10 protein-coding genes are annotated in these 13,788 nt (G+C 71.1%); 1 reads left to right on the top strand and 9 read right to left on the bottom strand.

Annotated elements, in window-relative coordinates:
• Positions 1 to 63 precede the first annotated feature (63 nt).
• The 6 genes from gap to uvrC form a co-directional block, all read right to left on the bottom strand.
• Positions 64 to 1,068, bottom strand: a complete 1,005-nt coding sequence (gap, locus tag ACFVNO_RS22330) for a type I glyceraldehyde-3-phosphate dehydrogenase (RefSeq protein ID WP_220560017.1) — start codon at positions 1,066 to 1,068, stop codon at positions 64 to 66.
• A 331-nt stretch (positions 1,069 to 1,399) separates the two neighbouring features.
• Positions 1,400 to 2,380, bottom strand: coding sequence for a DNA-binding protein WhiA (gene whiA / locus ACFVNO_RS22325; protein ID WP_220560016.1), 981 nt, complete (start codon positions 2,378 to 2,380; stop codon positions 1,400 to 1,402).
• A gap of 198 nt (positions 2,381 to 2,578) precedes the next feature.
• Positions 2,579 to 2,962 (bottom strand): DUF488 family protein, encoded by a 384-nt coding sequence (locus ACFVNO_RS22320; RefSeq protein ID WP_355269270.1) that lies wholly within the window; start codon positions 2,960 to 2,962, stop codon positions 2,579 to 2,581.
• Positions 2,963 to 3,000: 38 nt separating this feature from the next.
• Positions 3,001 to 3,975: a uridine diphosphate-N-acetylglucosamine-binding protein YvcK gene (yvcK, locus tag ACFVNO_RS22315; RefSeq protein WP_220560014.1), complete on the bottom strand. Its 975-nt coding sequence runs from the start codon at positions 3,973 to 3,975 to the stop codon at positions 3,001 to 3,003.
• Between the two features lie 180 nt (positions 3,976 to 4,155).
• Positions 4,156 to 5,040, bottom strand: a complete 885-nt coding sequence (rapZ, locus tag ACFVNO_RS22310) for an RNase adapter RapZ (protein WP_355269268.1) — start codon at positions 5,038 to 5,040, stop codon at positions 4,156 to 4,158.
• Positions 5,037 to 7,070 (bottom strand): excinuclease ABC subunit UvrC, encoded by a 2,034-nt coding sequence (uvrC, locus tag ACFVNO_RS22305; protein WP_355269266.1) that lies wholly within the window; start codon positions 7,068 to 7,070, stop codon positions 5,037 to 5,039. Before uvrC ends, rapZ begins: the two co-directional genes overlap by 4 nt.
• A 188-nt stretch (positions 7,071 to 7,258) precedes the next feature.
• On the opposite strand from uvrC, the gene ACFVNO_RS22300 reads away from it, so the two are divergent.
• Positions 7,259 to 8,398 (top strand): mechanosensitive ion channel domain-containing protein, encoded by a 1,140-nt coding sequence (locus ACFVNO_RS22300; RefSeq protein ID WP_355269264.1) that lies wholly within the window; start codon positions 7,259 to 7,261, stop codon positions 8,396 to 8,398.
• Between the two features lie 72 nt (positions 8,399 to 8,470).
• Here ACFVNO_RS22300 and ACFVNO_RS22295 read toward each other — a convergent pair whose 3' ends face one another.
• From ACFVNO_RS22295 to ACFVNO_RS22285, 3 genes are all read right to left on the bottom strand, one after another.
• Positions 8,471 to 8,869: a Rieske (2Fe-2S) protein gene (locus tag ACFVNO_RS22295; protein WP_220565655.1), complete on the bottom strand. Its 399-nt coding sequence runs from the start codon at positions 8,867 to 8,869 to the stop codon at positions 8,471 to 8,473.
• Between the two features lie 416 nt (positions 8,870 to 9,285).
• The gene (uvrA, locus tag ACFVNO_RS22290) at positions 9,286 to 12,120 is read right to left on the bottom strand and encodes an excinuclease ABC subunit UvrA (protein WP_355269262.1); all 2,835 of its coding nucleotides are present in this window, start codon (positions 12,118 to 12,120) and stop codon (positions 9,286 to 9,288) included.
• Between the two features lie 355 nt (positions 12,121 to 12,475).
• Positions 12,476 to 13,504 (bottom strand): TerC family protein, encoded by a 1,029-nt coding sequence (locus ACFVNO_RS22285; RefSeq protein WP_355269260.1) that lies wholly within the window; start codon positions 13,502 to 13,504, stop codon positions 12,476 to 12,478.
• Positions 13,505 to 13,788 lie beyond the last annotated feature (284 nt).

The following is a 13,788-nucleotide window of genomic DNA, read 5'->3' as shown; positions in this document are numbered from 1 at the left end:
CGCGCGCAGTGCGGGCGGAGGGGTGCCGTGTCACGCGCCGGAGGCCGCGGGGGCCGGGGCGTCCTACAGACCGGAGCCGACCAGCTTGGCCAGGTCGACCAGGCGGTTGGAGTAGCCCCACTCGTTGTCGTACCAGCCGACGATCTTGACCTGCTTGCCGAAGGCCATGGTCAGGCTGGAGTCGAAGGTGCAGGAGGGCGAGGTGCCGACGATGTCGGAGGAGACGATCGCGTCCTCGGTGTAGACCAGCACGTCCTTGAGCGGCCCCTCGGCGGCGGCCTTGAACGCGGCGTTGACCTCTTCCTTGGTGACCTCGCGGGTCAGGGTGACGACGAGGTCGGTGACCGAGCCGTCCGGCACCGGGACGCGCATGGCCATGCCGTCCAGCTTGCCCTTGAGCTCGGGGATGACCAGGGCGGTGGCCTTGGCGGCACCGGTCGTGGTCGGGATGATGTTCTGCGCGGCGGCGCGGGCGCGGCGCAGGTCCGAGTGCGGGAAGTCCAGGATGACCTGGTCGTTGGTGTACGCGTGCACCGTGGTCATCAGGCCCTGCTCGATGCCGAAGGCGTCGAGCAGCACCTTCGCCATGGGCGCCACGCAGTTGGTGGTGCAGGAGGCGTTGGAGATGACGTGGTGGGCGGCCGGGTCGTACTTGTCGTCGTTGACGCCCATGACGACGGTGAGGTCCTCGCCCTTGGCCGGGGCGGAGATGATGACCTTCTTGGCGCCGGCGGCCAGGTGCTTCTTGGCGTCCTCGGCCTTGGTGAAGCGGCCGGTCGACTCGATGACGACGTCGACGTTCAGCTCGCCCCAGGGCAGCAGGGCCGGGTCGCGCTCGGCCAGGACCTTGATGTTCTTGTCGCCGACGCGGATGAAGTCCTCGCCCACCTCGACGTCGCCCGCGAGGGTGCCGAGCACGGTGTCGTACTTGAGCAGGTGCGCGAGCGTCTTGGTGTCGGTGAGGTCGTTGACCGCGACGATTTCGATGTCGCCGCCGCCCGCTGCGACCGCACGCCAGAAATTGCGGCCGATCCGGCCGAAGCCGTTGACGCCTACACGGATGGTCACGGAACCAATCCCCTCATATATCGCACTTCATTTACACCCGTGCATTGCCGACCGGCTCGCGCCCGGACCGCGGTGTACTCCGCACGGACGGCTGTGAACAGGTGTTACGCCGCATCGGGTGTTCACAAAGAGCCTAGCGGAGGACGTGCGGGGGTCGGTTACCGACCCATGCCGACCGCGCTCCGAACGGCTCGTGGATTCGCGACCATCCTGGCACCGCAAAGCGAAGAGGTCTATACCATTTGCCGAAGTTATCGGCGAGTTCTCGCAGTTAACAAAGCCGAACATCGGTGTTACGCGCGCGCTGCGGCCCGGACGGCGGCGTCCCAGGTCAGGGCACCAGCATGTCCGGAGTGAGGTTCGCCTCGGTCCCCTCGATGCCCAGGTCGGCCGCACGCTTGTCGGCCATGGCCAGCAGCCTGCGGATGCGTCCGGCGATGGCGTCCTTGGTCAGCGGCGGCACCGACAGCTGGCCCAGCTCCTCCAGGGACGCCTGCTTGTGCGCCAGTCGCAGCTTGCCCGCCGCCACCAGGTGCTCGGGGGCGTCCTCGCCCAGGATCTCCAGCGCCCGCTCCACCCGCGCCCCGGCCGCCACGGCCGCCCGGGCGCTGCGCCGCAGGTTCGCGTCGTCGAAGTTCGCCAGCCGGTTCGCGGTCGCCCGCACCTCCCGGCGCATCCGGCGCTCCTCCCAGGCCAGAACACTCTGGTGGGCGCCCAGCAGGGTGAGCAGCGCTCCGATGGAGTCGCCGTCGCGGACCACCACGCGGTCCACCCCGCGCACCTCGCGCGCCTTGGCGTGCACCTTCAGCCGCCGCGCCGCGCCGACCAGTGCCAGGGCCGCCTCCGGGCCCGGGCAGGTCACCTCCAGCGACATCGACCGGCCGGGCTCGGTGAGCGAGCCGTGCGCGATGAAGGCGCCCCGCCACGCCGACTCGGCGTCGCAGGCCCCGCCCGCCACCACGTGCCGGGGCAGGCCGCGCACCGGGCGCCCGTTGTTGTCGACCAGCCCCGTCTGCCGGGCCAGCGACTCGCCCTCCTTGATCACCCGCACCACGTACCGGTTGCCCTTGCGCAGGCCGCTCGGGGAGAGCACGACCACCTCGGACTCGTGTCCGAACACCTCGGAGATGTCCTTGCGCAGGCGGCGCGCGGCGGCACCGGTGTCCAGCTCGGCCTCGATCACGATCCGGCCGCCCACCAGGTGCAGGCCCCCGGTGAACCGCAGGATGGTGGACACCTCCGCCTTGCGGCAGCATGGCTTCAGAATGGCCAGACGGCTCAGTTCATCCTTCACCACGCCGGTCATCGCCATCGCTGCGATCCTCCCCTTGAAACGACCTTGACCGGTGCCGCGCGCCCGAACACCGGCGTGCCGCCGCGGCCCCGCCACGAGCGACTTTCTCCGAGGAGACTACGTTACGAGACGCCCGGTGCCGACCCTTGAACGGCGTGTTGCCCGCACGACGGCGCCGTCGGCGCCGCGGGGCACGGGGTTCGTGGCGGTGTGCGGTCAATTGCCCCCGACCTGCGATGACAACAGCTCCAGCAGGTGGTCGCGCAGCACCACCGCCTGATTGTGCTCCTCGTCGCGCGCCGAGTACAGCAGCGTCACCGGCCCCCGGCGCGCGGCCTCCAGGATCGGCTCCAGCGCCCGGGGCCGGTCGGCCAGCTCCGCCCGGTAGCGGCGGGCGAACTCCTCGAACCTGGCCGGGTCGTGGCCGAACCAGGTGCGCAGCTCCGTGCTGGGACCCGCCTCCTTGACCCACGGCACGCCCTCCAGCGCGCTCTTGCGGACCCCGCGCGGCCAGAGCCGGTCGACCAGGAAGAGCGCACCCGGCGGCCGGTCCCCGCGCACCTCGTCGTAGACCCGTTCCACGGTGATGTCGTAGCCCATGGCGGCGGTGTTCCCCGGGGGCCGCCAGGGGGAACCCGTCAGTCGTTCAGGATCCGCTCGAAGGCCCGCGCCAGCAGCTCCGGGTCGTGCCGGGGGCTGCCGTCGCCCATCGCCAGGTCGGCCAGCTCCAACCGCCCGCCCAGGTCCCGCGCGGCCGCGGCCAGCGGCTCGGCCTCCTCCACCGTCCCCCGGTCGGCCAGCACCACGTCCACGCCCAGCTTCGGGGCGTGCTCGCGCAGCACCTCCAGGTAGGTCTCGGGCCGGAAGTCGTCGGTCTCCCCCCGCTGCGGGGACAGGTTGAGCGCCACCACCCGCCGGGCCCGCGTGGTGACCAGGGCGTGCGCCAGGTCCGGCACCAGCAGGTGCGGCAGCACGCTGGTGAACCACGACCCGGGGCCGAACACCACCCAGTCCGCCTCGCGCACCGCCTTGACGGCCTGCGGCTCCGCCGGGGGCTCCGCCGGGATCAGCGAGACGGAGCGCACCCGGCCGCCGGTGCTCGCGCACGCCACCTGGCCGCGGATCGTCGTCACCTCGTCGGGGCGCCCGGCGTCGGCGCCCACCACCTCGGCGGAGATGTCCAGCGGCACCGACGACATCGGCAGCACCCGGCCGTGGGCGCCCAGCAGCTGGCCCACCCAGTCCAGCCCGGCCACGGAGTCGCCCAGCAGCTCCCACAGCGCCACGATCAGCAGGTTGCCCACGGCGTGGCCGTGCAGCTCGCCCTCGGAGCGGAACCGGTGCTGGATCACGTTGCTCCAGGTGTGGCCCCACTCGTCGTCACCGCACAGCGCGGCCAGCGCCATCCGCAGGTCTCCCGGGGGCAGCACCCCCAGCTCGCGGCGCAGCCGCCCGCTGGAGCCGCCGTCGTCGGCGACCGTCACCACCGCGGTCACGTCGGTGGTCACCCGCCGCAGGGCCGACAGGGACGAGTACAGGCCGTGCCCGCCGCCCAACGCGACCACCCGGGGCGGACGTGTTCCGTCCCCGTCCGGTGCGGTGCTGTTCGCCATGGTCGTGGCCTGCCCCTCGTACCCGTGTGCAGCGACGGGCCGCCCCGCCGAGGACGGCGGACGCGCCCGACGTCCCCGAACCGCCGGAGCCCCCGCCCCACGGGGTATCGGCACCGACGGTGACCGAGTCAATCTAAGGGAAGACGGCCCGCTTGGCGATTCGGTTGACCCGGCCCCCGCTCACTCCCGTCCCACGTCCCGGTGCACCACGTGGACCTCCACGCCCTGGGTGCGCAGCCGCTCCGCGAACTGCTCGGCCATGGCCACGCTGCGGTGCTTGCCGCCCGTACAGCCCACCGCCAGCGTCATGTAGTGCTTGCCCTCGCGCTGGTAGCCCTCGATGGTGAGCTTGAGGACCTCGCTGTAGGCCTCCAGCATCTCCTTGGCCCCGTCCTGGGACAGCACGTAGTCGCGCACCGGCTCGTCGCGGCCGTTCATCGGCCGCAGCTCCGGGATCCAGTGGGGGTTGGGCAGGAACCGGCAGTCCAGCACCAGGTCGGCGTCCACCGGCAGCCCGTGCTTGAACCCGAAGGAGACCACGTTGGCGCGCGGGCGCGCCTCGTCGCTCTCCCCGAAGAACCCGATCACCCGCGCCTTGAGCTGGTGCACGTTGAGCTGGGAGGTGTCGATGACCAGGTCGGCCTCGCCGCGGATGGCGCGCAGGGTCTCGCGCTCGCGGGCGATGCCGTCGGTCAGCCGGCCGTCGCCCTGCAGGGGGTGGGGCCTGCGCACGCCCTCGAACCGGCGCACCAGGGCGTCGTCGCCCGCCTCCAGGTACAGCACCCGCGCCGTGATGTCGCGCTTGCGCAGCTCCTCCACCGTGGACAGCAGGTCCTCGGTGAACGCCAGCGACCGCACGTCCACGACCACCGCCACCCGCGGCACCGCGCCGTGGGTGCGCCCCGCCAGCTCGATCATCGTCGGCAGCAGGCCCGGCGGCAGGTTGTCCACCACGAACCAGTCCAGGTCCTCCAGCGCCCTGGCCGCCGTGCTCCGGCCCGCCCCGGACATCCCGGTGACGATGACCACCTCGGGCGGCAGCTCCCCGCCCAGTTCGACCGTCATGTGTCTCCTCCCCCGTCAGTGCTGTTCGGTACCGGTGCCCCGTCGGTCTCCCGTCCCGCGGGACTCCCGGAAAGGTGCGCGTGCACGGACTCGGCCAGCTTGGGCCCGATGCCCGGCACCGCGGCGATCTCCTCGACCGTGGCCCCCGCCAGCCGCTTGACCGAACCGAACGCCTTGATCAGGGCGGTGCGGCGGGCCGGGCCCAGGCCGGGCAGCTCGTCCAGGGCGCTCCCGGTGAGCGCCTTGGCCCGCTTCTGGCGGTGGTAGGCGATGGCGAACCGGTGCGCCTCGTCGCGCACCCGCTGCAGCAGGTACAGGCCCTCGCTGGTGCGCGGCAGGATGACCGGGTCCTCGTCGTCGGGCAACCACACCTCCTCCAAGCGCTTGGCCAGACCGCAGACGGCGATGTCGTCGATGCCCAGCTCGTCCAGGGCACGGCGCGCGGCCTGCGCCTGGGGGCGCGCCCCGTCCACCACCACCAGGTTAGGGGGGTAGGCGAACTTCCCGGGTTTCGGCTCGTCGTCGATCACGTGACCGTCCTGTGCGGCGGAGTCGCCGCCGGTCTCCCCCATCCGGGCGACCTCGCCGCTGCGGGCGCTCTCCTCCAGGTAGCGCCGGAACCGGCGCTTGACCACCTCGTACATCGCCGCGACGTCGTGCTGCTCGGCGCCGCCCTCGCCGCTGCCGCGCACCGAGAAGCGCCGGTACTCGGACTTGCGGGCCAGGCCGTCCTCGAACACCACCATGGACGCGACCACGTGCTCGCCCTGGAGGTTGGAGATGTCGAAGCACTCGATGCGCAGCGGCGCCTCCTGGAGCTCCAGGGCCTCCTGGAGCTCGTTGAGGGCTCGGCTCCGGGTGCTCAGGTCCCCGGCCCGGTGGGTCTTGTGCCGGGCCAGCGCCTCCGCGGCGTTCTTCTCCACGGTCTCCATCAGCGACCGCTTGTCCCCGCGCCGGGGGACCCGCAGGTCCACGTTGGCGCCCCGGTGCCCGGCCAGCCAGCCGGCCACCGCCTCCGGGTCGGCCGGCTCGTGGGAGACCAGCACCTCGCGCGGGACCGCGGTGCCGGTCCCCTCGCCCTCCTCGGTGCCCTCGGCGGAGCCGTACAGCTGGCCCAGGAACGTCGCCATCAGCTCGGCGGGGCCCGCGTCGTCCACCTTGTCCACCACGTAGCCGCGCTGGCCGCGGATGCGCCCGCCGCGCACGTGGAAGATCTGCACGGCCGCCTCCAGCTGGTCGTCGGCCAGGGCGATCACGTCGCAGTCGGTGGAGTCGGGCAGCACCACCGCCTGCTTCTCCAGTGCGGCGCGCAGGGCCTCGATGTCGTCGCGCAGCCGGGCCGCCCGCTCGTACTCCATCTCCTGGGCAGCGGCCCTCATCTCGCCCTCCAGGCGGCGGATGAAGCGGCCGGTGTCCCCGGCCAGGAAGGAGCAGAAGTCGTCGGCCAGGGCGCGGTGGTCCTCGGGGGAGATCTTCCCGGTGCACGGCGCCGTGCACTTGCCGATGTACCCCAGCAGGCAGGGGCGGCCGCTGGTGCGGGCCCCCCGGAACACCCCCGCCGAGCAGGTCCGCACCGGGAACACCCGCAGCAGCAGGTCCACGGTCTCGCGGATCGCCCAGGCGTGCGAGTACGGGCCGAAGTAGCGCACCCCCTTGCGCTTGGCACCGCGCATCACCTGGACGCGCGGGAACTCCTCGTTGAGGGTCACCGCCAGGTAGGGGTAGCTCTTGTCGTCGCGGTACTTGACGTTGAACCGCGGGTCGTACTCCTTGATCCAGGAGTACTCCAGCTGGAGCGCCTCCACTTCGGTGCCCACGATCGTCCAGTCCACGTCGGCGGCGGTGGAGACCATCTGCTGGGTGCGCGGGTGCAGCCCCGCGAAGTCCCGGAAGTACGACGACAGCCGCGAGCGCAGGTTCTTGGCCTTGCCGACGTAGATGACCCGGCCCGCACCGTCCCGGAAGCGGTAGACCCCCGGGGAGGTCGGGATGGAGCCGGGCGCGGGACGCAGGTGAGGTGTCGCAGGCATGCCCCCATTCTGGTGTGCGGCGGTGACATCCGGCCACTCGCGCCCCGGGCGTCCCCCTCCGGGGACGAGAGCCGCGTCACGAGCACCACGATCAGGTCGCCCGAACGTCACGATCGGGTATCCGCATGCTCTAGGTTGGGCGGGTAGATCGACCCTTTCCGACATGAACGACAAGGGGGCCTCGCGTCGTGGACATCGACGAATATTGGGCCTGGATCGCCCTCGGCATCGCCGTGGCCATCTCCCTGGGACTGGTGTTCGCCGCGCGCTGGGTGCTCAAGCACAAGCTCGCCAAGATGTGGAGCATCGCGAACTTCCTGGTGATCAGGACCCGCTACTCCGGGTACGCGGCGGGCGCGGTGGTGGGCGCCAACCTGGGCATGCCCAGTATCACCGACGTGGGCTGGTCCACCTACGGCACGCTCCGGCACGGCATGGTGATCCTGATGATCGGGTCGCTGACCGCCCTGGGCATCAGCCTCGCCTACGCCGTCACCGACACCATCCTGGCCCGCCTGTCCCACGCCAACGGGGACGCCGACCGCAAGGCGCGCCGCCTGCAGACGCAGGTGCGGCTGCTGCGCCGGGTCGTCACCTCGATCATCGTGGTCGTGGCGGTCTCCGCGATCCTGTTCACCTTCCCGCAGGTGCAGGCGCTGGGCGCCGGGCTGCTGGCCTCCGCGGGCATCATCGGCATCGTCGCCGGTGTGGCCGCCCAGTCCACCCTGGGCAACCTGTTCGCCGGATTGCAGCTGGCGTTCAGCGACGCCCTGCGCATCGGCGACGTCGTCGTGGTCGAGGGCGAGTGGGGCCGGGTCGAGGAGCTGTCCCTGGTCAACGTCACCATCAAGATCTGGGACGAGCGCCGGCTGGTGGTCCCGGTCGCGAACTTCACCACGACCAGCTTCGAGAACTGGACCAAGTCGGGCACGGCGATCACCGCCAAGGTGATGATGCCGCTGGACTGGGAGGTGCCGATCGCCGAGCTGCGCGAGGAGGCGGGCCGCCTCATCACCGCCAGCGAGTACTGGGACGGGCGCAGCTGGTCCTGCCAGGTGGTGGACATCACCGAGAACGGCGAGGTGATGGTGCGCGTCGTGGCGACCGCCGCCAACACCGGCGACCAGTGGAACATCGCCTGCGAGATCCGCGAGCACCTCATCGGCTGGCTGGTCGAGCACTACCCGCAGTCGCTGCCGCGCAACCGCACCGAGGTCGTGGCCGCCGAGGACGAGGACGCCTTCCGCGCCGCGGCCGCCTCCGCCGCGATCCGGCGCGCGGAGCGCGACGCCCCGGGCAGCCGGGAGGAAGTCCCCGAGGACGCCTGACCCCTCGTGTGAACGTGCGGAACGCCCGGGACCGTGTCGGTCCCGGGCGTTCCGCGTTGGGCGCCGCGGCGCTCAGTCCAGGATGATGTCGGTGCCGTCGACGGTGACCGTGAACTCCTCCAGGGCCACCTGCGCGGGGCCCGTCACGACCTCGCCGGTGGCGTAGTCGAACTCGCTGCCGTGGCACAGGCAGCGGATGACGCCGTCCTCCACCTGCTGGACGGTGCAGCCGCCGTGGGTGCAGGAGGCGGCGAAGGCCCGGTAGTCACCGGCCTCGGGCTGGGTGACCACCAGCTTGCTGTGGCTGAAGACGGCGCCGCCGCCCTCGGGGACGTCGGTGGTCTGGCCGACCACCTGGCCCCGCCGGGCGTCCTGCGGCTTGGGGGGCTCCCCGCCGCAGGCGCTCACCGCGGTGACGGCCCCGACGGCCGCGACCGCCCCGGCCGTCCCGAGCAGGCGCCGCCTGCTCACCCCGCATCCGCACGTCTTCTCGACCGCCACGACGAACCGCTCCTCACCTGCGCGTCCAAACCTACGACGCACTGTAGTAGGCGGTCCGGAGTGCTTCGCCCCGGGCCCCGCGAAAGCCCCCGTCGGCCACTGCCGCCGGGCCACCCGCCGTCGTCGTCGGGCAGCCGGTCGGCCCGCACGCCGCCGTCCGACCCCCGATGGTCACCGTCCGCGGAAGGGGGCCGTCCTCGGCCCCGTGCCGCGGGACGGTCCCAACGGTCACCGTCCGTGCAAGGGGTCCACCGCCGGGGCCGGGCGCCCGGTGGGACACCCGTGGGGGCGTTCCGAACGCCGCACGACCGTCCCCGGCCGGGGACGACGGCGGCCCGCCCCCGGAGGAAGGGTCCGGGGACGGGCCGCGCACCCGCGGGTGCGGCTCAGAGCAGCTTGGCGAGGAACCGCCCGGTGTAGGACTCGGCGACCGCCGCGACCTCCTCGGGGGTGCCCTGGGCGACCAGGGTGCCGCCGCCGGAGCCGCCCTCGGGGCCCATGTCGATGATGTGGTCGGCGGTCTTGATGACGTCCAGGTTGTGCTCGATGACGATCACCGTGTTGCCGGAGTCGGTGAGCCGGTTGAGCACCCCCAGCAGCTTGCGGATGTCCTCGAAGTGCAGGCCCGTGGTGGGCTCGTCCAGCACGTACACGGTGCGGCCGGTGGAACGGCGCTGCAGCTCGGCGGCGAGCTTGACCCGCTGCGCCTCGCCGCCCGACAGGGTGGTGGCGGGCTGGCCCAGGCGCACGTACCCCAGCCCCACGTCGGTGAGGGTCTGCAGGTGGCGGCGGATGGCGTTGACCGGCTCGAAGAACTCCAGCGCCTCCGAGATCGGCATGTCCAGGACCTCGGCGATGTTCCTGCCCTTGTACTTGACCTGGAGCGTCTCCCGGTTGTAGCGGGCGCCGTGGCACACCTCGCAGGGCACGTAGACGTCCGGCAGGAACTGCATCTCGATCTTGAGCGTGCCGTCGCCGGAGCAGGCCTCGCAGCGCCCGCCCTTGACGTTGAACGAGAACCGGCCCGGCTGGTAGCCGCGCGTCTTGGCGTCGGTGGTCTGCGCGAACAGCTTGCGGATGTGGTCGAAGACCCCCGAGTAGGTGGCCGGGTTGGACCTCGGCGTGCGCCCGATGGGGCTCTGGTCCACGTGCACGACCTTGTCGACCTTGTTCAGGCCGTTGACCCGCACGTGCCGGCCCGGGACGTCGCGCGCCCCGTTGAGCTCCTTGGCCAGCGCCTTGTACAGGATCTCGTTGACCAGCGTGGACTTGCCCGAGCCCGACACCCCGGTGACGGCGGTGAACACCCCCAGCGGGAAGGCCACGTCGATGTCGCGCAGGTTGTTCTCGCGGGCGCCCTTGACGACCAGCTCGTGCCCCTTGGTGAGCGGTCGGCGCACCGCCGGCAGGTCGATGGAGCGGCGCCCGGACAGGTAGTCGCCGGTGAGCGACGCCTCGTTGGTGAGCAGCTCGTCCACGATGCCCGACACCACCACGTGGCCGCCGTGCTCGCCCGCGCCGGGGCCGATGTCGACCACCCAGTCGGCGGCGCGGATGGTGTCCTCGTCGTGTTCCACGACGATGAGCGTGTTGCCGATGTCGCGCAGCCGCTGGAGGGTCTCCAGCAGGCGGGCGTTGTCGCGCTGGTGCAGGCCGATGGAGGGCTCGTCCAGCACGTAGAGCACGCCCACCAGGCCCGAGCCGATCTGGGTGGCCAGCCGGATGCGCTGGGCCTCGCCGCCCGAGAGCGAACCGGAGGAGCGGGCCAGGCTGAGGTAGTCCAGGCCCACGTCCAGCAGGAAGCCCAGCCGGGCGTTGATCTCCTTGAGGACCTGGGCGGCGATGACCGCGTCGCGGTCCGACAGCCGCAGGTCGGCCAGGAAGCGGGCGCTCTCGGCCAGCGACATCGAGGCCACCTCGGCGATGGACCGCCCGCCCACGGTCACCGCGAGCACCACCGGCTTGAGCCGGGTCCCCTCGCAGGCGGGGCAGGGCACGCTGCGCATGTAGCCCTCGAGGCGCTCGCGGCCGTAGTCGCTCTCGGTCTCGGTGTAGCGGCGCTTGACCCAGGGGATGACGCCCTCGAAGTCGGTGTAGTAGGACCGCTCGCGGTTGTACTTGGTGCGGTAGCTGACGTGGACCTGGGTGTCGTGCCCCTCCAGGATCGCCTTGCGGGCGCGCTTGGGCAGCTTCTCCCAGGGGGTGTCCAGGACGAAGCCGACCGACTCGCCCAGGGCGGTGAGCAGCCGCTCCCAGTACCCGCCGTTGGGGCCGCCCGACCAGGGGGCCAGGGCGCCCTCGGCCAGGGTCTTGGCCGGGTCGGGGACGATCAGCTCCGGGTCGACCTCCATGCGGGTGCCCAGGCCCGAGCACTCCGGGCAGGCGCCGTAGGGGGCGTTGAAGGAGAAGGAGCGCGGCTCCAACTGCTCGAAGGACAGGTCGTCGTAGGGGCAGTACAGGTGCTCGGAGAAGACCTTCTCGCGCTCGGGGTCGTCCTCGGCCAGGTCGACGAAGTCCAGCACAATGGTCCCGCCGGCCAGCTTGAGCGCGGTCTCCACCGAGTCGGTCAGCCGCCCGCGGGAGGACTCCTTGACGGAGAGCCGGTCCACGATCACCGAGATGTCGTGCTTGTCGTAGCGGCCCAGCTTGGGCGCCTCGTCCAGGCGCACCGGCCGGCCGTCCACGACCGCGCGGGTGTACCCCTTGGACTGCAGGTCCTTGAACAGTTCGAGGTACTCGCCCTTGCGGCCGCGCACCACCGGGGCCAGCACCTGGAAGCGGGTGCCCTCGGTCATCTCCAGCACCCGGTCCACGATCTGCTGCGGGCTCTGCCGGGAGATCTCGCGGCGGCACTGCGGGCAGTGCGGGACGCCGATGCGCGCCCACAGCAGCCGCAGGTAGTCGTACACCTCGGTGATGGTGCCGACGGTGGAGCGGGGGTTGCGGCTGGTGGACTTCTGGTCGATGGACACCGCCGGGGACAGCCCCTCGATGAAGTCCACGTCGGGCTTGTCCATCTGGCCCAGGAACTGGCGGGCGTACGCCGACAGGGATTCGACGTAGCGGCGCTGCCCCTCGGCGAAGATCGTGTCGAAGGCCAGCGAGGACTTGCCCGAACCGGACAGGCCGGTGAACACGATCATGGCGTCGCGGGGCAGGTCCAGCGACACGTCCTTGAGGTTGTGCTCCCGGGCACCCCGGACTACCAGTTGTTCGACCATCGAGTCAGACATCCTTCGGCTGTGGCACACAGGGCACCGGTCGGGCGTCGGCCTGCCGTGCGCGGTTCGTGTGTTCGGCGGTCGGGTCCCCCGGACGACCGCCCCGGCCCCGGATCCGGGCCGCTGAAGGGGGGTGGGGAGGGCGTGGGCCTCCCCGTCCGTCAAGACTAACGACCCCCGCCGACGGAATCTTCCGCAACGGAGAAGTGCCGTGTCCTGATGCCCGACGCCGATACGGGGTCCACTATAGACGAACGGGTGTTCGATGTCCGGGTTTTCACGCGGTCCGGAAAAGAAGAACCGGGGGCGGTCCCGGTGAACGGGACCGCCCCCGGGCGGGAGCGCGGGACGGCCGTCAGGAGCGGTCGGCCGCGGAGTCCCTCTCGCCCTCCTCCTCGACGGCGGGAGGGGCGTTGCGCTTGTCGGCCGCGGACTTGACCAGGCTGCCGGCGATCGTGATCACCATGACGCCGATGATCACCGTCAGGGACAGGGAGGTGCTGATCTCCGGGACGTGCACGCCGTTCTCGTGCAACGCGTGCAGGATCATCTTGATGCCGATGAACACCATGATCGCCGACAGGCCCCAGCTGATGTAGGCCAGGCGGTCCATCAGGCCGGCCAGCAGGAAGTACAGCTGGCGCAGGCCCAGCAGGGCGAAGGCGTTGGCGGTGAAGACGATGTAGGCGTCCTGGGTGAGGCCGAAGATCGCCGGGATCGAGTCGACCGCGAAGACCAGGTCGATGACGCCGATGGCCAGGATGACCAGCAGCATCGGGGTGATGTGGCGCTTGCCGTCGAGCTTCACCGTCAGGTGCGCGCCGTGGTAGCCGTCGGTGACCGGCCAGAACCGCTTGACCAGGCGCACGACCGGCGTCTGGGTGAAGTCCTTCTCCTCCTCGTCGCCCTTCATGTGGTCCCGGACGATCTTGTACCCGGTGTAGATGAGGAAGGCGCCGAACAGGTAGAAGACCTCGCTCCAGGCGTTGATGACCTGGGCGCCGAGGATGATGAAGATACCGCGCATGATCAGCGCGATGACGATGCCGATGAGCAGCACCTCGTGCTGGTACTTCTTGGGCACCGCGAAGGAGCCCATCAGCAGGTAGAAGACGAAGAGGTTGTCGACGCTCAGGCTCTTCTCGGTGACGAACCCGGCGAAGTACTCCGCGCCGGCGGTCGCACCGCCGTAGTACCACACACCGAAGCCGAAGATGATGGCGATGCCGATGTAGAAGGCGGCCCACCAGGCCGCCTGCTTGACCCCGAACTCCTGGGGGCCCTTCTTCTTGCTCCACGGGTGGTCCACGATGGCGAGGTCGATGACCAGGATCGCGATCATGGCGCCGATCGTGGCGACCCAGACCCACAAGGGTACGTTCACTGTCGTTAACTCCTCCGGTCAGTGCGCGCGGGCTGTTTGCACGCACGTCGAACTGCCGGAGGTCTCTCCCGCTCGCCTCGGAATCCGGGGCGAACCGACGGTACCGGGAACACGCCCTTGTGTTCCGTGATGACGACACCGCCGCGACAGGGATACTCCCCTCACATGCCAGGCCAGGATACCGGCCGCACGATGTGACCGTGCACGCCCGACCTGTGACCACGATGCCACATCCGCCCTCTCCGCAGAAGTAGCGCAGAGGACGAAGTAGCACGACCCCCAGG

Origin of the sequence: Nocardiopsis sp. NPDC057823 (genome assembly GCF_042797335.1) — a bacterium.
GTDB classification, from domain to species: Bacteria; Actinomycetota; Actinomycetes; order Streptosporangiales; family Streptosporangiaceae; genus Nocardiopsis; species Nocardiopsis changdeensis.
The sequence above is the reverse complement of the archived record's forward strand: the minus strand, read 5'-3'. Positions and strand labels throughout refer to the sequence as shown.